Annotated in this window: 20 protein-coding genes; 9 read left to right on the top strand and 11 right to left on the bottom strand. The window is 74.2% G+C overall.

Going from position 1 to position 21,906, the window contains the following annotated elements:
• Window positions 1-90 precede the first annotated feature (90 nt).
• Both OG218_RS23635 and pknB read left to right on the top strand, forming a co-directional pair.
• On the top strand, window positions 91-1,236 hold the full coding sequence (locus OG218_RS23635; RefSeq protein WP_328295666.1) for a LysM peptidoglycan-binding domain-containing protein: 1,146 nt from the start codon (window positions 91-93) through the stop codon (window positions 1,234-1,236).
• Window positions 1,237-1,268: 32 nt separating this feature from the next.
• The gene (gene pknB, locus OG218_RS23630; RefSeq protein ID WP_328295665.1) at window positions 1,269-3,143 is read left to right on the top strand and encodes a Stk1 family PASTA domain-containing Ser/Thr kinase; all 1,875 of its coding nucleotides are present in this window, start codon (window positions 1,269-1,271) and stop codon (window positions 3,141-3,143) included.
• Window positions 3,144-3,196: 53 nt separating this feature from the next.
• On the opposite strand, the gene OG218_RS23625 is transcribed toward pknB, so the two are convergent.
• The 3 genes from OG218_RS23625 to OG218_RS23615 all read right to left on the bottom strand — a co-directional run bounded on the left by OG218_RS23625 (window position 3,197) and on the right by OG218_RS23615 (window position 6,554).
• A complete protein-coding gene (locus tag OG218_RS23625; RefSeq protein ID WP_328295664.1) occupies window positions 3,197-4,591 on the bottom strand; it encodes a class II 3-deoxy-7-phosphoheptulonate synthase in 1,395 nt (464 codons plus the stop codon).
• 55 nt (window positions 4,592-4,646) lie between these two features.
• Complete coding sequence (locus tag OG218_RS23620; RefSeq protein ID WP_328295663.1) at window positions 4,647-5,678, bottom strand: 6-phosphofructokinase; 1,032 nt, start codon at window positions 5,676-5,678, stop codon at window positions 4,647-4,649.
• Between the two features lie 75 nt (window positions 5,679-5,753).
• Window positions 5,754-6,554, bottom strand: coding sequence for a lysophospholipid acyltransferase family protein (locus OG218_RS23615; protein ID WP_328295662.1), 801 nt, complete (start codon window positions 6,552-6,554; stop codon window positions 5,754-5,756).
• Between the two features lie 114 nt (window positions 6,555-6,668).
• Here OG218_RS23615 and OG218_RS23610 point away from each other — a divergent pair, with 114 nt between their 5' ends.
• Complete coding sequence (locus tag OG218_RS23610) at window positions 6,669-7,214, top strand: hypothetical protein (protein WP_328295661.1); 546 nt, start codon at window positions 6,669-6,671, stop codon at window positions 7,212-7,214.
• A gap of 9 nt (window positions 7,215-7,223) precedes the next feature.
• On the opposite strand, the gene OG218_RS23605 is transcribed toward OG218_RS23610, so the two are convergent.
• The 4 genes from OG218_RS23605 to OG218_RS23590 form a co-directional block, all read right to left on the bottom strand.
• Window positions 7,224-7,940, bottom strand: coding sequence for an endonuclease/exonuclease/phosphatase family protein (locus tag OG218_RS23605; RefSeq protein ID WP_328295660.1), 717 nt, complete (start codon window positions 7,938-7,940; stop codon window positions 7,224-7,226).
• Between the two features lie 44 nt (window positions 7,941-7,984).
• Window positions 7,985-9,067, bottom strand: a complete 1,083-nt coding sequence (locus tag OG218_RS23600; RefSeq protein ID WP_328295659.1) for an ROK family glucokinase — start codon at window positions 9,065-9,067, stop codon at window positions 7,985-7,987.
• 32 nt (window positions 9,068-9,099) lie between these two features.
• On the bottom strand, window positions 9,100-10,101 hold the full coding sequence (locus OG218_RS23595) for an ROK family protein (RefSeq protein ID WP_328295658.1): 1,002 nt from the start codon (window positions 10,099-10,101) through the stop codon (window positions 9,100-9,102).
• 112 nt (window positions 10,102-10,213) lie between these two features.
• Window positions 10,214-10,822, bottom strand: coding sequence for a hypothetical protein (locus tag OG218_RS23590; RefSeq protein ID WP_328295657.1), 609 nt, complete (start codon window positions 10,820-10,822; stop codon window positions 10,214-10,216).
• 196 nt (window positions 10,823-11,018) lie between these two features.
• Here OG218_RS23590 and OG218_RS23585 point away from each other — a divergent pair, with 196 nt between their 5' ends.
• Both OG218_RS23585 and OG218_RS23580 read left to right on the top strand, forming a co-directional pair.
• Window positions 11,019-12,818: an AMP-dependent synthetase/ligase gene (locus OG218_RS23585; RefSeq protein WP_328295656.1), complete on the top strand. Its 1,800-nt coding sequence runs from the start codon at window positions 11,019-11,021 to the stop codon at window positions 12,816-12,818.
• 8 nt (window positions 12,819-12,826) lie between these two features.
• A complete protein-coding gene (locus OG218_RS23580; RefSeq protein WP_328295655.1) occupies window positions 12,827-14,200 on the top strand; it encodes a hypothetical protein in 1,374 nt (457 codons plus the stop codon).
• Here OG218_RS23580 and OG218_RS23575 read toward each other — a convergent pair.
• Genes OG218_RS23575 through OG218_RS23565 form a run of 3 tightly spaced genes read right to left on the bottom strand, consistent with a single transcriptional unit; the run spans window position 14,103 to window position 16,637 of the window.
• Window positions 14,103-15,293, bottom strand: a complete 1,191-nt coding sequence (locus tag OG218_RS23575; RefSeq protein WP_328295654.1) for a glycosyltransferase family 4 protein — start codon at window positions 15,291-15,293, stop codon at window positions 14,103-14,105. The two genes, OG218_RS23580 and OG218_RS23575, sit on opposite strands and share 98 nt — an antisense overlap.
• On the bottom strand, window positions 15,290-16,444 hold the full coding sequence (locus OG218_RS23570; RefSeq protein ID WP_328295653.1) for a hypothetical protein: 1,155 nt from the start codon (window positions 16,442-16,444) through the stop codon (window positions 15,290-15,292). The genes OG218_RS23575 and OG218_RS23570 overlap by 4 nt, the downstream gene beginning before the upstream one ends.
• Before the next feature lie 7 nt (window positions 16,445-16,451).
• The gene (locus OG218_RS23565; protein WP_328295652.1) at window positions 16,452-16,637 is read right to left on the bottom strand and encodes a hypothetical protein; all 186 of its coding nucleotides are present in this window, start codon (window positions 16,635-16,637) and stop codon (window positions 16,452-16,454) included.
• Window positions 16,638-16,865: 228 nt separating this feature from the next.
• On the opposite strand from OG218_RS23565, the gene OG218_RS23560 reads away from it, so the two are divergent.
• Window positions 16,866-18,626, top strand: coding sequence for a DEDD exonuclease domain-containing protein (locus OG218_RS23560; protein WP_328295651.1), 1,761 nt, complete (start codon window positions 16,866-16,868; stop codon window positions 18,624-18,626).
• Window positions 18,627-18,635: 9 nt separating this feature from the next.
• The gene (locus OG218_RS23555) at window positions 18,636-18,914 is read left to right on the top strand and encodes an Lrp/AsnC family transcriptional regulator (protein ID WP_328295650.1); all 279 of its coding nucleotides are present in this window, start codon (window positions 18,636-18,638) and stop codon (window positions 18,912-18,914) included.
• A 45-nt stretch (window positions 18,915-18,959) separates the two neighbouring features.
• Here the strand turns inward: OG218_RS23555 and trpD are convergent, their stop codons facing one another.
• Window positions 18,960-20,030: an anthranilate phosphoribosyltransferase gene (gene trpD / locus OG218_RS23550; RefSeq protein ID WP_328295649.1), complete on the bottom strand. Its 1,071-nt coding sequence runs from the start codon at window positions 20,028-20,030 to the stop codon at window positions 18,960-18,962.
• 314 nt (window positions 20,031-20,344) lie between these two features.
• Between trpD and ctaE the strand changes: the two genes are divergently transcribed.
• Window positions 20,345-21,004 carry an aa3-type cytochrome oxidase subunit III gene (ctaE, locus tag OG218_RS23545; protein ID WP_380157032.1) on the top strand — a complete coding sequence of 220 codons (660 nt, stop codon included), beginning with the start codon at window positions 20,345-20,347 and terminating at the stop codon, window positions 21,002-21,004.
• A gap of 108 nt (window positions 21,005-21,112) precedes the next feature.
• On the top strand, window positions 21,113-21,898 hold the full coding sequence (qcrC, locus tag OG218_RS23540; RefSeq protein WP_442906550.1) for a cytochrome bc1 complex diheme cytochrome c subunit: 786 nt from the start codon (window positions 21,113-21,115) through the stop codon (window positions 21,896-21,898).
• The last annotated feature ends 8 nt before the right edge of the window (window positions 21,899-21,906 follow it).

The following is a 21,906-nucleotide window of genomic DNA, read 5'->3' as shown; positions in this document are numbered from 1 at the left end:
GGAGCGTCCGATAGGTTCACCCCCGCCCCACCAGCCCCACCTGAAGCTCGTGCACCACTAGCCCCTGACGACCTGCGAGGAACCCCCGCCATGGCCGACGACCACGACCCCAGCGACGCACCCGAGAAGAACTCCCGGCGCGGCCGGTGGCTGGCCGCCGCCCTCGTCGGGGCCGCCGCTCCCACCGCGCTCGTCCCCGCCACGGCCACCGCGGCCCACGCCGCGACGCCGGAGGAGACCGTCACCGTCCAGCTCGGCGACACCGTGGGGGCGATCGCGAACCGCTCCGGCACCACCGTCGACGCGATCGTGGAGGCCAACGGCCTCGACCGCGGCGCCACCATCGTCGAGGGCCAGCGCCTGCGGATCCCCCGGCCCGAGGCGACCGGCAGCGACGCCGGTGACGCGCCCGCCGGTGGCAGCTACACCGTCCGCCCCGGTGACACCCTCGGGGCGATCGCCGTGGCGCAGGGCACCACCGTCGGTGCCCTGCGTGAGGCCAACGGGCTCAGCGCCGACGGGTTCATCCGCGCCGGTCAGGTCCTCACACTGTCCGGCGGCACGGGTGCCGGCGCCGGACCCACCACCCGCACGGGCAGCACGACGTACACCGTCCGCGCCGGGGACACCCTGTCCCACATCGCGCAGACGACCGGGGTGAGCGTCGACGACCTCGTCGCGCTCAACGGCCTCGACGACACCGGCTTCATCCTCGAGGGCCAGGCGCTGCAGCTCGGCGGCCGCCCCACGACGGCGACGCAGGCCCCGGCCCCGCAGCCGACCCAGGCGGCCACCGTCAGCGAAGCCGTCGAGACCAACCGCGCGAAGCTGCAGGCCTCCGCCCAGCCGAGCCGCGACGAGATGCGCGAGATCATCCGCTCCACCGCGGTGAAGCTCGGGGTGGACCCGTCGCTGGCGCTGGCCATCGGCTACCAGGAGTCCGGCTTCACCATGAAGGTCGTCTCCGGCGCCAACGCCATCGGCGCGATGCAGGTCATCCCGAGCTCCGGTGAGTGGGCCTCGGACCTGCTGGGACGACCCATCGACCTGTTCGACGCGCGCGACAACGCGCGGGCCGGGGTGGCGATCCTGCGCACGCTCGTCGCCAACAACCCGCCGGACGTCGCGATCGCGTCCTACTACCAGGGTCAGGCGTCGGTGCGCTCGCGCGGGATGTACGACGACACGCGTCGTTACGTGGCCAACGTGCAGACACTGCAGGCGCGCTTCAGCTGACCTGACGCTCGGTCCACCTAGACTCGCTGATCGTGGACGCAACCCTCTCCGACCCCCTCGTCGGGCGACGCCTCGACGGGCGCTACCGCGTCCTGGGACGGATCGGGCGAGGTGGGATGGGTGTCGTCTACCGCGCCGAGGACGAGCGGCTCGACCGCGCCGTCGCCGTGAAGGTCCTCCGGGCCGACCTCGCCCACGACCCGGCCGCCCGCGCCCGGTTCGTCACCGAGGCGAAGTCGGCGGCGCGGATCGGGCACCCCGGGGTCGTCGCGGTGCTCGACCAGGGCGTCGACCACGAGGGTGGCGTCGAGACGGCGTACCTGGTGATGGAGCTCGTCGACGGCCGGACCCTGCGCGACGTGGTCCTCGACGCGGGGGCCCTCACCCCCGGTGAGGCGCTGAAGGTCACCGCCAGCGTGCTCGAGGCGCTGGCCGAAGCCCACCGCAAGGGCGTCCTGCACCGCGACGTGAAGACCGCCAACGTCCTCGTCGCCGACGACGGCCGGGTCAAGGTCGCGGACTTCGGTCTCGCCCGCGCCGCCAGTCCCGGGGGGCAGAGCACCACCGTCGGCATGGGCGACCTGATGGGCACCGCGGAGTACCTGGCCCCCGAGCAGCTGGAGTCGCGGACCACCGACGCCCGCAGCGACGTCTACGGCGTCGGCGTCATGCTCTACGAGATGCTCACGGGCGCTCCTCCGTTCACGGGTGAGAGCCCGTTCACGATCGCCTACAAGCACGTGCACGAGCAGGTCCCGCTGCCCTCGACCCGTGCGCCCGGGCTGTCCCCCTCGCTGGACGCCCTCGTCCTCGACGCCCTGGCCAAGGACCCCGACGAACGTCCCGACGACGCCGGGGAGATGCTCGAGCAGCTGCGCGCGGTGCAGGCCTCGCTGACCCCGGAACAGCTCGCCGCCCGTCCGCCCCGCCCCGCCGGTGCGGCCGCGCCGGGCAGCACGACCCGCATCGGCAAGACCGCCGCGGCTGTCCCGGAGAAGCGACCCGCGCCGACCGAGGGCCACCGTTCCCGCCGCGGCCTGCTGGTCGGACTGGTCCTGCTCGTGCTCGCCGTCGCCGCCGGACTGGCCTGGTACTTCACCGCCGGCCCCGGCGCGTACACCACGACCCCGCCGGTCGCGGGGAAGTCACCGCAGGAGGCCACCAGCACCCTGCAGGCCGCGGGTCTCGCCGTTGACGAGCAGCAGGGGTTCAGCGACACCGTCGCCCAGGGCCTGGTGGTGTCCAGCGACCCCGGGGAAGGCGGTCGCGTCCGCAAGGACGGCACCGTCACGATCGTCGTCTCCCAGGGCGTCCAGCAGTTCGCCGTCCCCGAGGTCGTCGGCAAGACCCGGGACGAGGCGGAACAGCTCCTCACCGGTACCGGCCTCACGATCGGGAACGTCAGCGAGCAGTTCGACGAGAAGGTCCCGGACGGCTCGATCGTGGCCGCCACCCCGGACGTGGGGCAGGTCGTGCCCCACGACTCCAGGGTCGACCTCGTCGTCTCGAAGGGCCGGGAGCCGATCGGCGTGCCCGGAGTCGTGAACCAGACGCAGGACGCCGCCCAGAAGGCCATCACCGCCGCAGGTCTGTCGGTGGGCAAGATCACCCAGCAGGTCAGCGAGAGCGTCGCGGCCGGTGAGGTCATCTCGCAGACACCCCCCGACGGGACGCTGTTCCGCGGTGACGCCGTCGACCTCGTCGTCTCCTCGGGTCCGCCGCTGGTGGCCGTCCCGGCCGTGCAGGGCACGCAGGTCGACGCGGCCCGCGCCAAGCTCCAGGGACTCGGGTTCCAGGTCCAGGTGAACAACGTCCTCGGCGGGGTGTTCGGCACCGTCCGCTCCAGCGACCCCGAGGCCGGCACGTCGATCCCCAAGGGCTCGACGATCACCCTCACCGTCGTCTGAGGACGCACGAAGGGCCCGCCACCCGGAGGTGGCGGACCCTTCGTCGTGCACGGTCAGCGCTTGGAGAGCATCTCCGCCGCGAGGAAGGCGAGCTCCAGCGACTGCTGGTGGTTCAGCCGCGGGTCGCACAGCGACTCGTAGCGGGTCGCCAGCGCCGCGTCGTCGATCTCCATGGCCCCACCGAGGCACTCGGTGACGTCGTCCCCGGTGAGTTCGACGTGCAGGCCGCCGGGCACGGTGCCCAGGGCCTGGTGGACCTCGAAGAACCCGCGGACCTCGTCCACGACGTCGTCGAAGCGACGGGTCTTGTACCCACTGGTCGAGGTGATCGTGTTGCCGTGCATCGGGTCGCAGACCCAGGTGACCTGGGCGCCGGACTTCGTGACCCCCTCGACGAGGGCGGGCAGGGCCTCGCGGATCGTCGAGGCGCCCATGCGCGTGATGAACGTCAACCGGCCCGGTTCGCGGTAGGGGTCGACCTTGTCGATGAGCGCGAGCGCGTCGTCGACGGAGGTCTTCGGCCCCAGCTTGATCCCGATGGGGTTGCGGATCTTCGCGGCGAAGTCCACGTGCGCACCGTCGAGCTGACGGGTGCGCTCCCCGATCCAGACCATGTGCGCGGCGACGTCGTAGGGACCGCCCTGGCGCACGTCCTCGGCGGCGGGACCGCTGAGCGGCGGTTCCTCGTCGAGGGTCCGGGTCAGCGGACGCTCGTAGTCGAGCAGCAGCGCCTCGTGGCTGGACCAGAACTGGACGGTCTGCAGGGCGTCGAAGTCAGCGCCGCAGGCCGCCATGAACTTCATGGCCTTGTCGATGTCGTGCGCGAGGGAGTCGTACTTGGCGTTGGCCGCGGTGGCCGCGAAGCCGCGGTTCCACTCGTGGACCTTGCGCAGGTCCGCGTACCCACCGGTCGTGAACGCCCGGATGAGGTTCAGCGTCGCGGAGGACGTGTGGTAGGCGCGGAGCAGTCGCTGCGGGTCGGGGATCCGCGACTCGGGGGTGAACGCGTAGTCGTTGACGGCGTCGCCGCGGTAGGCGGGAAGCGTGACGCCGTCGCGGGTCTCGTCGTTGCTGGAGCGCGGCTTGGAGAACTGCCCCGCCATGCGACCGACCTTGATGATCGGCAGGCTGGCCCCGTAGGTGAGGACGGCGGACATCTGCAGCATCGTCTTCAGCCGGCGGCGGATGCCGTCGGCCGTGGCGCCGGCGAACGTCTCGGCGCAGTCCCCGCCCTGCAGCAGGAACGCCTCGCCCCGGGCGGCCTCGGCCAGCTGACCGCGCAGCTGGTCGGACTCCCCCGCGAAGACGAGGGGCGGATACGACGCGAGCTCCGCGTGCACCTCGGCCAGCGCGGCGGCGTCCGGCCACTGCGGCTGCTGGGCGGCGGGCAGGTCGGGCCACGTGATGCTGGACAGACCCGCGGAGTTCGTCGTCGTGGGAGTGCTCACGCGGGCAAGTGTCGCACCCCCCGCGGGGTGGGGTTGCCACACTCGTGACCGAGCGTCACCACCGGACGCCGGCCGTCTCGGCCCGTCGCGCGTCGGGCACCGTGCGCAACACCCCGGTGGCCTCGGCCAGCGGCACCTGGTGGACCTCGACCCCGTGCAGGGACGCCATCGTGCCCAGGTTCCCGCTCGCGAGCGCCTCGATCGCCGACAGCCCGAACCGCGTCGCGAGGATCCGGTCGGCCGCCGACGGGGTCCCGCCCCGCAGCAGGTGGCCCAGGACGGTGACCCGCGTCGACAACCCCGGGACGCGGGCGAGGAGCTCGTGCTCCAAGGCGTCGCCGGCCCCGCCGAGCTGGGCGTGTCCGAAGGCGTCCCGCGGGGCGTTCTTCGCGGCTTCCTCGCCGTGGACCTTCGCGCCCTCGCTGACGACGATGAGGGGTGCCTGACCGCGGGCCAGGACGGAACGCGTCACGTCGGCGACGGCGTCGAGGTCGGGATCCTCCTCGGGCAGGATCGTGACGTGCGCGCCGGCCGCCATCCCGGTGTGCAGCGCGATCCAGCCGGCGTGACGGCCCATCACCTCCACGATCATCGCCCGGTGGTGGCTCGCGCCGGTGGTGGCGAGGCGGTCGCAGGCGTCGACGGCGGTCTGCACCGCGGTGTCGAACCCGAACGTCGCGTCGGTGGCCGACAGGTCGTCGTCGATGGTCTTGGGGGCGCCCACGACCGGGATGCCCGCGGCGTGCAGGGCCGTGGCGACGCCGAGGGTGTCCTCGCCGCCGATGGCCAGCAGCGCGTCCACCTCGAGCGCCGTCAGCTGCTTGCGGACCCGGGCGACGCCGTCGTCGACGCCGTCGGCCAGCGGGTTCGTCCGCGAGGAGCCGAGGATCGTGCCGCCGATGGTCAGCAGCGGTCTGACGGTCTCCTCGTCGAGGGGAACGGTGTCCCCGTCGAGGACCCCGCGCCAGCCGTCGAGGAACCCGACGAACTCCATCCCGTGCCGTTGCGTCCCGGCCAGCACCGCCGCCCGGATGACCGCGTTCAGTCCGGGGCAGTCGCCGCCCCCGGTGAGGATCCCGACCCGCATCGTGCGTTCTCCAGTCCTCGGCGCCTTCGCCGACGTGCCTGTCGTCCGTCCGGAGGGAACTCTGCCACCGCGGGTCTAGTGCTGCGCGTCGTCCGGCCCCGGCGCGTCGCCGGTCGGGGCGGCGCGCCCGCCCGGACCGCCGGTGGCGGTGCTCGGCGGTTCGGGGACGCCGGTGCTGCGGGACAGCTCGCTGCGCAGCCGGCTGCGCTCGGCGTAGGCGTCGACGTACTCCTGGCGCGAGAGCTTCTGGATCGCGTACATGATCTCGTCGGTGACGGAGCGGACGACGAGCTGGTCGTCCCCCCGACCGGCGAAGCGGGAGAAGTCCAGCGGCTCCCCGAACACGGCGCCGACGCGCCGGATCCGGGGCAGCCTCCGGCCGGTCGGCAGCAGGTCCTCCGTGCCGATCATCGCGACCGGGATCACCGGGGCACCCGAGGCGAGGGCGATGCGGGCGACACCGGTGCGGCCGCGGTAGAGGCGACCGTCCGGTGACCGCGTCCCCTCGGGGTAGATGCCGAAGAGGTCGCCCTCCTGCAGGACGCGCACCGCCCCCGCGATGGCGGCCGAGGACGCCCGGCCCCCGGAACGGTCGACGGGCAGTTGACCGATCCCGTGCATGAGGCCCTTGGTGAGCCGGCCGCGCACGCCGCGGCCGGTGAACAGGTCCGCCTTGGCGATGAAGGTGACCCGCCGCTGGACCACCGTCGGCAGCAGCACGGTGTCCGCGGCGGAGAGGTGGTTGCTGGCCAGGATCGCCGGACCGTCGGTGGGGACGTTCTCGAGCCCGCGGACCCAGGGCCGGAACACGGCCGTGACCAGCGGTTCCGCGACCAGCAGCTTGATCGGCCAGTACAGGACGGGAAAGCGCGGCACCGGCCCCCCTCGTCCTTCGTCGCCCGATCGGTGATCGCCGACCCTAGCGAACGGACCGGCGCGCGCCACGCCGAAACCTCGACCACCCCGGGTCACCCGTGACACCATTGGGGTGTGCCTCGAACCCCGGACGACGGATCCGGTCCCCTCGACGTCGATGCGGCGTTCGCGCTGATCGTCGCGCACTGGGGTGAGGAAGCCACGTCGAGGACCGACACGTCGGCCGGGGACACCAGCGACACCAGCCCCGCGGCCGACGAGGACGACGCCCAGGCCGGCGAGGCGCCTCGCCCCGAGCCCCGGTTGGTCCGCCCGGTCACTCCGCTCCCTCCGCCCCCCCACGAGGACGTCCCGACGCCCGAGTGGTTCGCAACCCCCCGCCGGCGCGACGACGAGCCGGTCGAACTGCGGTCCTCCTCCGAGGAACGCTTCGTCCCCGCCGAACCACAGCCTCTCCCCCGCGACCTCCTGGGCTGGGCCGCGTGGATCGCCGTCGTCGGCGCACCGCTCTTCCTGCTCGTCGTGGCGCTGGGCTGGAACGACGTCCCGCAGCTCGTGACCGCGATCACCGCGGGGGTGTTCGTGGCCGGGTTCGCGACCCTGGTCATCCGTCTTCCCGGCTCGCGGGACGATGACGACGACGACGGTGCCGTGGTCTGAGACCCGTCCTCAACCGGCCGGGACGAGCAGGTCGGCGACGACCGCCAGGTGGTCGGTGGCTGCGGCCGCGTTCCCCGGCGGGGTGCTGACCCCGGTGACGCTCAGCCGGCGATCGACGAGGACCAGGTCCAGCCGCCTGCGCGGTGCCCGCGCCGGGAAGGTCGGGAAGGGGCGGCCCGCGACCTCGGCCGCGTCCGCGAGCACCGTCGAGAACCGCTGGTGGACCGCTCCGCCGGGTTCTTCGTTGAGGTCCCCCGCCATCACCAGGGGCGCGTCGGACCACGGCCCGCAGGACCCCGGGACGGGGGTCGCGGGCAGCAGCCGGGCTACGTGGTCGGAACGCTCCCCGGCCTCCAGGCCGAGGTGGACGCTGCGCACCAGCACCTCCCGCGACCACCCCCCACCCAGCGGGACGCGGACGACGGCCTCGGCGGTTCCCCGGCGCCGCACCGGCCTGCGCCCCCGCCAGCGGGCGGTCGGCAGTTCCCGCACCGCGCCGGCCCGCACGTCGACGCGGGCGGCGGTGAGTACCGCCGTCCCCGCACCGGCCCGACCCCACGCCGCGAGCCACAGGCCGGTGTCGGCGGCGAGGTCGCCGAGGCGGTGGGCGACCGGACCGAACGTGGGGACCTCCTGCAGGCACACGACGTCGGCCGCCGCGGTGCGCAGCAGGTCGCGCAGCGCGACGGTGTCGTCGAGCAGTTCACGCACGTTGAACGTCGCCACCCGCATCCGGGCGACAGGGCGCCCGACGGAACCCGGGCAGGCCATCAGCCCCAGCCGCGGGACAGGTCCGCCGCACCCACCAGACCCGCCGCCGGGCCGAGCTTGGCGCGGGCGATCGTGAGCTCGGGACGGAAACCCCGCCCCGTGAGGGTGCGGCGGAACGCCTCGCGACAGGGGCCGAGCAGGAGCTCACCCGCGTCGGAGACCCCACCCCCGATGACGACGGTCCCCGGGTCCAGCGCGGCGGCGAGGTTCGCGACACCGATGCCGAGCCAGCGGCCGACGTCCTCGAAGAGTTCCACCGCGGCCGGGTCGCCGGCCCGGGCGGCCTCGGTGACGAGCGGGCCGGTGATCGCCTCGGGATCGCCCCCGGCGAGTTCCAGCAATGTGTGCGCGACGGGCGAGTTCGACCGGGCGAGCTCCCGGGCCTCGCGCACCAGTGCGTTGCCCGAGGCGTACTGCTCCCAGCAGCCGCGGTTGCCGCACTCGCAGCGGTGGCCACCGGGAACGACGATCATGTGCCCGAACTCACCGGCGATGCCGTAGCGGCCGCGGACCACGCGGCCCTGGTTGACGATCCCACCGCCGATGCCCGTGCCCATCGTCACGCAGACGAGCCGCGACTCCTCCTGGCCGGCCCCGAAGCGGTACTCGGCCCAGGCGGCGGCGTTGGCGTCGTTCTCGACGATCGTGCGCCGGCCGATGCGCCGACCCAGCCGGGCGCGGATGCGTCGTTCGACGGCCTCGCGCAACGGTTCGTGGCGCCAGGCCAGGTGCGGCGCGAAGAGCACCGTCGCGCGTTCGGCGTCGACGAAACCCGCGGCCCCGATGCCGACGGAGACGATGTCGTGGTGGGCGGCGAGCTCCTCCACGACCTCGGCGATCGTGTCCTCGACCCCCTGCGGGCTGGTCGTGGGCGTGTCGCGCCGCAACTGCATGACGACGTTGCCCTCGCCGTCGACGACTCCCGCCGCGACCTTCGTCCCGCCGATGTCGACGCCGACGGCCGGCCCGTCCCCGATGAAGACCCGGCGGGTCTGCTGGCGCAGCCGTTGCTGCAGCGCGACCCGTCGCGGGTCGGGTGCGCGCCGACGGCGGGGCGGGCGCGGGGTGCGGGGTGCGGCCATGTCTCTGCTCCCGATCGCAGGGGTGTCGTCCGTCAGACCCGGGCGAGGTCGGCGGCGCCGATGATCCCGGCGTCGTTGCCCTTCGTCGCCGTGCGCAGCGGCGGCGGCTTGCGGTGGGTCCGGCCGGAGAGGTTCTCCGCCAGGCTCACCCGGGCCGGGGCCAGCAGCAGGTCACCGGCGCTGGACACGCCGCCACCGATGACGACAACCTCGGGGTCGAGCATCGCGACGAAGCTCGCGACGGCCTCGCCCAACCAGCGGCCCACGTCGGCGAGCAGGCGCGCGCAGCCGGGGTCACCGGCCTGGGCGAGGCGGGTGATGACGGGACCGGTCACCGCGTCCGGGTCGCCACCGACCTCGCGCAGCAACACCGCACCGTCGGCGTCGCCGGAGCGGAGCAGGTCGCGGGCGTCGCGGACGAGGGCGTTCCCGGCGACGTACTGCTCCCAGCAGCCGGAGTTCCCGCACCCGCAGGCCCGGCCGCCGGGGACGGCGCGGACGTGACCCAGTTCGGCGGCGGCACCGTTGGCCCCGCGCTGCAGCAGACCGCCGGAGACGATCCCGCCCCCGAGGCCGGTGCCGAGCGTGAGCATGACGAGGTCGGCGACCGCGTTGCCCTCCTCGTCGAGACCGCCACCGAAGCGGTACTCCGCCCACGCGGCGGCGTTCGCGTCGTTCTCGACCACGACGCGGCGCGCCACGCGGGACTCCAGGCGGTCGGCGAGGGGTTCGTCGCGCCAGGCGAGGTTCGGGGCGAAGACGACGCTGCGCCGGGCGGCGTCGACGAAACCGGCCGCGGCGACGCCGACGGGACCGAACTCGTGGGTCGTCTCCAGCTCCGCGATCGCGTCCGCGACGGCGTCGGCGATGGCCTCGGGGTGCAGGGCCGGGGTCTCCCGGCGGGTCTGGGCGATGATCTCGCCGCGGTGGTCGACGACCCCGGCGGCGATCTTCGTCCCCCCGATGTCGACACCGACGGCGTTGCCGGTGCTCGTGGCGTCGTGGTGGTGCGTCTCGGCGCGCTGCTCGACCATGCCGGTGCGGTTCTCCCTGCGACGTCGGCCCCGCGACCGGGGCGGCTGCCCGAACGTGCAGCCCCGGCGAGGTTACCCGGTGCGTGCGGGTGACCCGTGCCGGTCCCGCGCCTCAGCCGAGGACGACTCCCAGGGCGGTCATGCCACCGAGCAGCAAGGCCGTCAGGCCGAGGCCGCCCCCGACGGCGACGGCGATCTTCGCCTGCCGGCTCTGCAGGCCGCGCGGTCCCTTGACGTCGGTGCGGGCGAGGGCACCGAGCATCCGCTCGACCTCGGCCTCGTCGACGGCCGGCGCGGCGGGCCGGGGCTGCTCGAAGTCCAGCGCGAGCTGACCGTCCTCGTCCTCGACGACCCGTGCGGGCGGGAGCTCACGGCGCACGGGCGCGGCCGTCACCACCGGCGCGATCACCACCGGCGCGGGGGCGGGCAGCAACGAGGCGTGGCAGAGGGAGCACCAGTCCTGCTCGGGGCGGACCCGGGCGGCGCAGGAGGGGCAGCGCTCGGCGCGCGCCACGACGGGACCCGCCGGTGCGGGCGCCGCGACGGGTTCGTGCGCGAGCCGGCTGACCGGCGGGCCGACCTCGACCGCGCCGAACGCGGCGCTGGTGCGGGTCGTGTCGCGACCGGCGTGCCGGGGGGCCGGCAGCAGGCCCTGGTCGTCGAGCGGCGCGAAGCCGTGGAGGTCCCCGACGGGGAGCGGTCGCACCTGCTCGTCGTTCACACCTGCACGCATCGACACCCCCGGCCCCGACCTTGAACCCCTCCCGCTGCTCCGTGCGGGTGTCGCGGTGACGTCGCGCCGGGGCGGGGACCCCTCGCGGGTAGGGTCGTCGCACCGCCGACGGAGACGGCGGCGCCCGGACGTCCGCGCACCGCGCGAGCACGGCGGCCCGGGAGCGATGCGAGGAGGAACCAGCGTGCGGAGCAGCTGCGAGCCACCGCTCGTCCAGCCCGCCACGACCGGCAACCTGACCGACTGCGTGGTGGACACCGCGCGGCAGGACCCCCGGCACGTCAGCGTGAGCCGCAAGGGTGCGGACGGCACGTGGCAGCACATCACGGCGCAGGAGTTCCTCGCCGACGTCACCGCGATCGCGAAGGGCCTGCTGGCCGCGGGCATCCACCCCGGCGACCGGATCGGGATCATGGGCCGGACCAGCTACGAGTGGACGCTGTTCGACGTCGCCGGCTGGTTCGCGGGGGCCGTGACCGTCCCCGTCTACGAGACGAGCTCCCCGGAGCAGATCGAGTGGATCCTCTCCGACTCCGGCTGCGTGGCCGCCGTCGTGGAGACGACCGAGAACGCGGGCCGGATCGCCTCCGTCCGCGAGCGCCTCCCCGCCCTGCGCGACGTCTGGACGCTGGAGTCGGGGGCCGTCGCCGACCTGCGCACCGCGGGCGAGGACGTCAGCGACGCCGACGTCGAGCACTCCCGCTCGCTGGCCCGTCCGGGCGACCCGCTGACGATGATCTACACGTCCGGGACGACGGGCCGGCCCAAGGGCTGCCTGCTCACCCACGGCAACTTCCTCGACCTGGCCCGCAACGCCGACGAGGCCATCCCCGAGGTGCTGCGCCGCCAGGACGCGGCGACGTTGCTGTTCATCCCGCTGGCCCACGTCTTCGCCCGCTTCATCCAGGCGCTGTGCCTGGTCAGCCGGATCCGGATGGGCCACACGGCCGACGCCAAGGACCTGCTGCCGGACCTCGCCGGGTTCCGGCCCACGTTCATCCTGGCCGTGCCGCGGGTGTTCCAGAAGGTCTTCAACGGGGCCGAGCAGCGCGCCGCCTCCGGCGGGAGGTTCCGGGCGCGGATCTTCGAGCAGGCCGCGCTCACCGCGGACGCGTGGTCGCGGGCCATCGACACCGGCGGCCCGTCGGTGGCGCTGCGGGTGCGCCACCGCGTCTTCGACCGCCTGGTCTACTCCAAGCTGCGCACGCTCATGGGGGGCCGCGTCGAGTACGCCGTCTCCGGCGGTGCGCCCATGGGTGAGCACCTCGCGCACTTCTTCCGCGGCGTCGGCCTCGTCGTGCTCGAGGGCTACGGCCTCACCGAGACGACGGCCCCGCTGACGGTCAACCGCCCCTCGAAGATCAAGGTCGGAACGGTCGGGCTCCCCCTGCCGGGCACCGACATCACGATCGCCGAGGACGGCGAGATCCTGGCCCGCGGGGTCGGGGTCTTCCACGAGTACCGCGGACGGACCGAGGAGACCCGGGAGGCCTTCGCCGACGGCTGGTTCCGCACCGGCGACCTCGGCACCCTCGACGATGACGGCTACCTGCGGATCACCGGGCGCAAGAAGGAGATCATCGTCACCGCGAACGGCAAGAACGTCGTGCCGTCCGCACTGGAGGACCGGCTGCGGGCGCACGCGCTGATCTCGCAGGCCGTCGTCGTGGGCGACGGGCGCCACTTCGTGGCCTGCCTGCTGACGTTGGACGAGGAGGCGCTGCCGGGCTGGGGCGCCAACCACGGCCGACCCGGTCTCGACCTCGCGACCGCCCGCACCGACGCGGAGGTGCTGGCGGAGTTGCAGAAGGCCGTCGACCGGACCAACGAGTCGGTCAGCCGGGCGGAGTCGATCCGCAAGTTCCGGGTGCTGGCCGACGACTTCACCGTGGAGAACGGCTACCTGACCCCCTCCCTCAAGGTGAAGCGGTCGGAGGTCCTGAAGGACCTCGCCGACCAGGTCGAGGCCCTCTACTCCTCGTGATCCACTCGATGAGCCGTCGCGACGCGTCCACGCTCGTGGCGTGGACGGGGCTGATGGCCCTGGCCACCCACAGCGTGGTGCGCTACCGGTGGTGGATCGTCGCCGGCTACGTCGTCATCGCCGCCCTGGTCGTGGGGCTGGCGTGGACGGCACGCGACGACCGCGAGGCTCGGGAGGCACGGGACGGCGCAGCGGGCGGGTGGGTGCCCTCCGCCCTGCTGGCGCTCGTCGGCCTGGTGAACCTGGGCGTCCCCGCCTTCAGCTACCTCGACGACGCGGGGCAGCTGCTGGTCCGCATCGTGCTCGGGGTGTGCTGCTTCGTCGTCGCCGGGCTGCTGCTGCCCGGCAGCGGGGCGAGCCGGCGACTGGCGGTGCTCGCGGGGGTCGTCGGGGCCGTGGGCACGGGCACGCTGGTGATCGTCGGCGACCCGGCGCCCCGCATCGACGTCTGGGTCATCCTGCAGCAGTCCGCGGACGCGATGGCGGCGGGGAAGTCGATGTACGCCCAGACCTGGGTCGGCTCCCCCGGCATCACCGACGCCTTCGCGTACCTGCCGTGGACGGCGGTGCTCACGGCCCCGGGTCGCTGGCTCGCCGGGGACGTGCGCTGGGCGCTGCTGGTCCTCGTGCTGGTCAGCGCCCTCTGCGTCGGTGCGCTGGGCCGCTGGCGCCGGCCGGCGGTCGCGGCGGCCGCGCTGCTGCTGCTCGCTCCCGGCTCCGGGACGTTGATCGAGCAGGCCTGGACGGAACCCACGGTGCTCGTCGGTCTCGCCGGCTGGGCGCTGCTGGTGCGGACCGGGCGTGCCTGGTGGGCCGTGGTCCCGCTCGCGGTGGCGCTGGCCAGCAAGCAGCACGTGGTGGCCCTGCTGCCGCTCCTCGCGGTCTGGCCCCGTTTCGGCTGGCGGCGCACGGCGGTCGCCACCGGCGGGGCGGGGTTGCTCATGGCGCCCTGGATCGTCGCCGGGTTCGGCGACTTCCGGCACGACACGGTCACGACGATGCTCGACCTCGCCCCCCTGCGCTTCGCCGACACGCTCTACACCTTCGTGCTCAACGAGGCCGGCGTGCAGTTGCCGATCGCCGTCGTCGGGGTGGTCGTCCTCGCGGTCCTGGGTGCGGCCGTGGTGACGCTGCGCCGCCGCGCGGTCGGCCTGGCCGGCCTGCTGAGCTGGTGCGCGGCCGTCCTGTTCGTGGCGAACCTGGTGAACAAGCAGGCCTTCTACAACCAGTTCTGGCTCGTCGGGGCCCTGCTGCTGCTCGCCGTGGCCGCGTCCTCGGGCGCGCTCAGTCCCGCCGTTCCGCCGGGTCGGGCGGAACGTCGGTCCCGGCCAGCAGGTCGGCCAGTCGACGTGCCTGCTCCTCCCAGCCCCAGCGACGGCTGACCCACTCGCGTCCCGCGGCACCGAACGCCTCGGCGGTCCTCCTGTCCTGCAACAGGCCAGCGACCGCGGCGGCCACCTCAGCGCTGGAGCGGCCGTCGACGACGTGACCGTTCACCCCGTCGAGGAGGGCGTCCGGGGCTCCCCCGGAGTCCCCCGCCACGACGGGCAACCCGCAGGCGGCGGCCTCGAGGTAGCAGATGCCGAGGGCCTCGGGTTCCAGCCCGCCGAGGCGGGTGCGGGTCGGCATGCAGAAGACGTCACCGGCGGCGTAGTACTCCGGCGTCCGGTCCCACGGGACCGACCCGGTGAAGACGACGTCCCCGGACACCCCCGAGCGCCGGGCGAGCGCCTCCACCGCCCCGCGGTGCGGACCGTCGCCGACGATCAGCAGCGCCGCGCCCGGCACCCGCCGCCGGATCTCGGGGAGCGCCCGGACCAGGACGTCCTGGCCCTTGCGGGCGACGATCCGCGAGACGCAGACGACGACGGGGCGCTGCCCCAGGCCGAACTCGGCGCGCACCCGCTCCCGGGCCGCGGGGTCGGGACGGAACACCTCCGCGTCGACGCCCGGGGTGAGCCGGCGCATCCGGGACCTCGCGGCGACGGTGAGCGGTCGCTCGATGCGCGAGCGGCACCAGTCGCCGAGGTAGGTGACGGTGTCGTTGCCCTCCCCGATCCGGCGCAGGGCCGAGCGGGATCCGGGCAGGCTGGACCACCACACCTCGTGGCCGTGCGTCGTCGCGACCGTGCGCCGCACCCCGGCCGTGCGCAGCGCGGGCGCCATCAGCCCCAGCGGGGCCGCCGCCCCGAACCAGACCCGGTCGGCGTCGTGCTCGCGGGCCGTGCGCTGCACCCGCCGCACGATGCCCGGGGTGGGCACCATCAGCGGGGACGGGTCGCGGACCACGACGATCCCCCGCGCGGCCAGCTCCGCGTCCACGGCGGTGTCACCCCGCTGGCGGGCGGTGTGCACGACGACCCGGGCCGCGTCGCCGTCGCCGAAGGCGGGCAGGCGGCGGACGACGGCGTGGACGAACGACTCGATCCCCCCGGTCCGCGGCGGGAAGTCGTTGGTGACGACGAGCGTGCTCACGGCCCCCACCCCACCAGGTCGCTCGCGACGTCGGCGCGCCAGGTCTCGACGACGTCCGCGAACGAGCGGCCCAGCGCCTGCCGGCAGGCGGCCTCCAGGTCCGTCCCGGCCAGCACCGTGCGGAGCAGCGCCGTCACCGCCGACGTCCCCGCCACCCGGGCCGCCGACGTCACCAGCGTCCACGCCGCGGCGTAGGCGAGCTGCAGCACCGCCGGCTCCGAGCTGCGGAACGCCGCGTCGTCGGGGACCTGCGGGACGCCGTCCGCGCTCAGCAGCGGGGCGGCGAGCGCCGTCGCGGCGACGTCACGGCGCAGGCGGGCGACGTGGTCGGCGTAGCCCTCGGTCAGCCAGGTGGGCACCACGGCACCGGCGGCGCGGGGGGTCGCCCGGGTCGCGACGTGGACGAGTTCGTGGGTGAGGGTGACGCTGCGCCCCAGCGGGCTCAGCGCGGTGAAGCGCTCCACCGAGAGCACGACGCGGACCCCGGCCGGGGCACCGTCGGGCAGGTCGGCGTCGAGGCCCACGGCGACGGCATCGAGCCGCCCGGAGGGGTCGCGTCCGGCGAACCGGGTGACCTCGGCGGCCGTGGGGAGGACGACGACCGCCGTCCCCCGGGGCCAGTCCCCGCCCCAGGCGGCGTCGACGCGCGCCGTGGCGTCGGGGAGGTCGGCCGCGACCTGGTCGGCGACCTCACCGGCGGCGAGGTCGAGCACGAGGACGACCCCGCCCCCGACGACCCGGGCCTCGACGTCACCGAGGTCCCACGGCTGCGGTGTCCCCGCGGTGGAGGTGCGGAGCCGACCGTCCCAGCCGGCCCGGAAGGCGCCGGCGACGGCCCGCCCCTCGCCCTCGACGCGGACCCGGAGGGTCCCCGCGACGCCCGCGGCAGCGTCGTCGAGCCCGCTGACGGCCCACTCGCGCAGTCCGGCGCGCACGGCCCGGGCGTCGAGGACGCGCACGGCGCTGCGCTCGGCGGGGTCGTAGCCCGCACCGGCCGCCGTGAGGTCACCGGCCACCAGCGCGGCCCCGCGGGCGGCGAGGACCTGCTGGACGCCGTCGGCTACGGGGGCCGTGGGCCGCGCGGAGCACCCGGCGAGGACGGGGGGCGCCAGGAGGAAGAGCCGTCGTGGCAACGACGGGACGGGACGCACCTCGGCATCATCCCGCCTCGCGCCGGGTCGCCAGCCGCAGCGGGGGGACCAGCCCGGAGGCCGCGAGCACCTCCACCGCCCCGAGCTCGTCGACGTCGAGCACCGCGTCCCCCGGTGGTCCGAGCAGGACCGAGACGACGCACTCGGAGCACGCCTGCGGACGGACCGTGCAGCTGTCGCAGTCGATGAGCACCGGGTGACCTCCGGATCGTCGGGACCGGCCCCAGCGGCCGGTGCTCCGCATCCCAGCACTGCCCTCCGACACGACCCCTCGAACGGGCGTTCGACCAGGTCAGCGGGCCGGGGGAGGTCCGTGGGCACCGCAGCGCCCGACGGAGCGGCGTGCCGGCCGACCACCGCGGAGGGCGGTCTGCGCGTGTCGCGCCGCGGTCGTGTCGGGCCCGGCGCCTACGGTCCCCCCATGTCCAGCGGCACCACCAGCTTCCAGAGCAGCTTCGAGGACCTGGGCCGGCCGCTGGCGGACGTGACCTTCGTGGTCGTCGACCTCGAGACGACCGGTGGCCCCCCGGCCGAGGCCGGCATCACCGAGATCGGCGCGGTGAAGGTCCGCGGGGGCCAGGTCCTCGGCGAGTTCCAGACCCTGGTGCGCCCGACCTCCCCCATCCCCGCCTTCGTCCAGGTCCTCACGGGGATCACGAACCGGATGGTCGCCTCGGCGCCGACGCTGCGGCAGGCGCTCCCCGCGTTCCTGGAGTTCGCCGGCTTCGACCGCGGCGCGGTCCTCGTCGCGCACAACGCCCGCTACGACGTCTCGTTCCTCGTCGCCGCCTGCGGGCTCACCGACCGCGACTGGCCGAAGCCGCGGGTGGTGGACACCGTCGTCCTGGCCCGTCAGCTCGTCGACCGCGACGAGGCCCCGAACAACAAGCTCGGCTCGCTGGCCCGGTTGTTCGGCACCGTGACCACCCCGGACCACCGCGCCCTCAACGACGCCCGCGCGACGGTCGACGTCCTGCACGCGCTGCTCGGGCGGGTCGGCAACCGCGGCGTCCACACGATCGAGGACCTGACCGCGTTCGCCGCGACGGTCGTCAGCAAGGCACGCCGGGAGAAGAAGCACCTCGCCGTCGGGCTGCCCTCGGCCCCGGGGGTCTACCAGTTCCGCGACGCCGCCGGGCGGGTCCTCTACGTCGGCACGTCCGTCGACGTGCACCGGCGGGTGTCGTCCTACTTCACGGCCTCGGAGACGCGTCCGCGGATGACCGAGATGGTCCGGGCGGCGACCAGCGTCGTCCCGGTGGTCTGCGAGACACCGCTGGAGGCGAGGGTGCGCGAACTCCGGCTCATCGCCGAGCACGCCCCGCCCTACAACCGGCGGTCGAAGACCCCGGAGAAGGTGACCTGGGTCAAGCTCACCACCGACGCCTGGCCCCGCCTGTCGCTGGTGCGGCAACGGCGCGAGGACGGTGGCGACTACCTGGGCCCCTTCCGCTCGGCCCGCACCGCCGAGCTCGCCGTGGAGGCCCTGCACGACGCCCACCCGTTGCGCCAGTGCACCCGTCGCATCCCGAAGAACCCTACGCAGGACGGCCCGGGCGCCTGCGTCCTGCTCGAGATCGGTCGTTGCGGCGCGCCCTGCCTGGGCACCGGACGCGGCGGGCAGGACGCGCAGTCCTACGCCGGTGTCGTCGCGGCCGTCCGCGACGCGATGCACCACGACGCGACGACGACCTTCACCCGCGGCCGGGACCGGTTGCAGCTCCTCACCGAGCAGCAGCGCTACGAGGAGGCCGCCGGGGCCCGGGACCGCCTCGAGGCGTTCCTGCACGCCGCCGACCGTTCCCAGCGTCGCGCGCCGATCGCCTCGGCCCCCGAGATCGTCGCGGCTCGGCGCAGCGTCGCGACGCCGGGCTGGCGCAACGGCGGCTGGGAGGTCGTCCTCATCCGTCACGGCCGGCTCGCCGGGACGTGCGTGACCCCGCGGGGGGCCGACCCGATGCCGCACATCGCCGCCCTGCGGGCCACCGGCGAGGCCGTCCCCGCGCCCGACGCCGCCCGCAGCGGCCTGCTGGTGGAGGAGACCGACCTGCTGCTGGGCTGGCTCGAGCAACCGGGGGTGCGCCTGGTCAGCGTCGAGGAGGACGACCGGCGCCCCTGGGCCTCACCCGTGCGCGGCGCGGGCTGGGCGCGGTACCACCTGCGCCCGGGGCAGCCCGAGTAGTCTCGGCGCGTGATCACCGCCATCGTCAACGTCCAGTGCGACGGCCGGCGCATCCCCGAGGTCGCGCAGGCGCTCGCCGACCTCGACGGGGTCAGCGAGGTCTACTCGGTGACCGGGGACGTCGACCTCGTCGTCATGGTCCGCGTGCAGGAGCACGACCGGCTGGCCGACGTCATCGCCGGCGGGATCGCGCGGGTCGACGGCGTCGTCAGCACGACGACGAACATCGCCTTCCGCGCCTACTCCAAGCACGACCTCGAGACGGCCTTCGCCCTCGGTTTCGACTGAGGGACGGTTTCGACCGAGGGACCCCCACCGCGGGGCGCCCGGGAGTCAGGCCGCGCTGGCGCGGACCCACCGGTCGAGCACGTCGGCCGCCGCGCCGGAGTCCAGCGCGGCCTCGGCCCGCCGCATCCCCTCGGCGAGGTGGTCGACGAGCGCGGGCGCGGGGTCGACGGCGGTGGAGCCCGCGGCCCGCACCCCGGCCGCGACCATCGCCGCGGCCGCGTTGAGGACGACGGCGTCGCGCACCGGACCCCGGGCTCCCGCGAGCAGGCTGCGGGCCACGCCCGCGTTGTAGGCCGCGTCCGCGCCGCGCAGGTCGGCCAGCGTCGACGGCGCCAGCCCGAGCTCTGCGACGGCGTCGAGCACCGTCTCGGTGACCTGGCCGCCGCTCACGACCCAGATCCGGGCCGGCCCCGTGCTCGTGAGCTCGTCGAGCCCGTCCTCGCCGCGGAAGACCAGCGCCGAGGTCCGCCGGCCGGCCAGGACGCCGGCCACGAGCGGGGCGATCCGGCGGTCGGCGACCCCGATGGCGCAGGCACCCGCCCGCGCCGGGTTGGTCAGCGGGCCGAGGACGTTGAAGGCCGTCGGGACCCCGAGGCCGCTGCGGGCACCGGCGGCGAAGCGCATGGCGGGGTGGAAGACCTGGGCGAAGCAGAACGTGATCCCGACCTCGACGGCGAGCTGGCCGACCCGCTGCGGCGGCAGGTCGAGCCGGACCCCGAGCGCCTCGAGCACGTCGGCGGAGCCGGAGGAGGACGAGGCGGCCCGGTTGCCGTGCTTGACGACGCGGTGGCCGGCTCCGGCGAGCACCAGCGAGGCCATGGTCGAGATGTTCACCGTGTGCGCGCGGTCCCCACCGGTGCCGACGAGGTCGACGATCGGGCCGGGGACCTCCAACGGCACGGCGTGGCTCAGCATGGCCTCGGCCAGCCCGGTCAGCTCGGCGCTGGTCTCACCCTTGGCGCGCAGGGCCACGAGGAAGCCCGCCAGCTGGACGTCGTTGGCCTCGCCGCGCATCACCTGGTCCATGGCCCACGACGCCTGCTCCAGGGCGAGGTCGCGACCGGCCATCAGCTCGGTCAGCAGCCCGGACCACGTGGGTGCGGCGGGGGTGGTCATGGCTGGTCCTGGCTCCCTGGGTCGACACGATCGAGCGCCGCGCTCGAGCACGCGGCGACCCGAACCCTACTGATCGCGGGAACGGGCGGGCCCACCTGCCGACGCGCCGGACACGCGGTCCCCAGATCGAGACCGTTCCGTGACCTCAGGGGGCGGTGGACGCCGTCGCGCGGCCCGGACGCCCTGCTCCACGCAGGATCCGCACCCTCCGCACGACCTGCGCACACCCCGTGGCGAACCTCCCCCGACCGGCCCAACGGAGATCTACGACACGTTGTCGGTGGGCCGGGCAGCGAAGCGGAAACGGGTGGGGCATGATTGTGCGCGTGGCGAGTGCACAGGCTGTCCAGAGCAGTACCCCGAGTCCGGCCCACGGGTCCGTGAACCGACCGAACATGGTGTCGGTCGGCGTGATCGTGTGGCTGTCGAGCGAGCTCATGTTCTTCGCGGGCCTGTTCGCCATGTACTTCACGATCAGGTCGGTGGCCCCGGCGCTCTGGGAGTCCGGACCCGAGCTGCTGAACGTGCCGTTCTCCAGCGTCAACACGACGATCCTCGTGATCTCGTCGTTCTGGTGCCAGTTCGGGGTGTTCGCCGCGGAGCGCTTCCAGCCGCGCCGCCTCGGCAAGCTCCACCAGCTCTCCAAGTGGGGCATGCAGGAGTGGTTCGTCCTCACCTACATCTTCGGAGCGCTCTTCGTCGCCGGTCAGGTCTTCGAGTACGCAGAACTCGCGCACGAGGGTCTGACCATCGCCACCAACGCCTACGGCTCGGTCTTCATCCTCGCCACCGGCTTCCACGGCATCCACGTCTTCGGCGGTCTGATCGCCTTCCTCATGGTCATCGGCCGGTCCTTCGCGGTGAAGCGCTTCGGGCACCAGGAGGCGACCAGCGCCATCGTCGTCTCGTACTACTGGCACTTCGTCGACGTCGTGTGGATCGGTCTGTTCACGATCATCTACATCCTGAAGTAACGGCCCGACCGCCAGCGCAGTTCCCGCAGTCCGAACGCCCCGTAGGAAGCGAGCACCAGCACCGTGACCAGGACCCTCACCGCACTCAGCGCCCGGCGGCGCCACCCGATGGCCGTCGTCGTGCTGATCGCGTTGGCGCTCCTCCTCGTCGGCGGCCTGTACGCCGCGGTGGCCCCGCGCGACGCGCAGGCGACCACCGCGACCGCGTCGGCCGACGACGTCGAGGCGGGCAAGAAGCTGTTCCTCGCCAACTGCAGCACCTGCCACGGGCTCAACGCGCAGGGTGGCGGCGTGGTCGAGGGCAAGAACCCCGGCCCCTCCCTCATCGGCGTGGGCGCCGCGGCCGTCGACTTCCAGGTCGGCTCCGGGCGCATGCCGTTGGCCCAGTCGGGCGCCCAGGCCCCCGAGGTGAGCAAGGTCCGCTTCTCGCAGGACCAGATCAACCAGATGGCGGCGTACATCGCCTCCCTCGCCCCGGGCCCGGCCATGCCGACGGACGAGCAGCTCGACACCAGCTCGGTCAGCAAGGAGCAGCTCGCGCAGGGCGCCGCGATCTTCCGCACCAACTGCGCGATGTGCCACAACTTCGCCGGCAAGGGTGGAGCTCTCACGGCCGGCAAGTACGCGCCGAGCCTCGACGGGGTCTCCGCCAAGCACATCTACGAGGCCATGGTCTCGGGCCCGCAGTCGATGCCGGTCTTCAACAACAACACCATCAGCACCGAGGACAAGACGGCGATCATCGCCTGGCTGACCAACGAGGACGTGCGGCCGGACCCGGGCGGCCTCACGCTGGGTTCCATCGGCCCGGTCTCCGAGGGTCTGCTGGCCTGGATCGGCGGCATCGGCCTCCTGATCGGCGTCTCCGTCTGGTTGGGGATGAAGTCGTCCTGATGAGCGAC

Source organism: Kineococcus sp. NBC_00420 (genome assembly GCF_036021035.1).
Taxonomy (GTDB): Bacteria; Actinomycetota; Actinomycetes; order Actinomycetales; family Kineococcaceae; genus Kineococcus.
The sequence above is the reverse complement of the archived record's forward strand: the minus strand, read 5'-3'. Positions and strand labels throughout refer to the sequence as shown.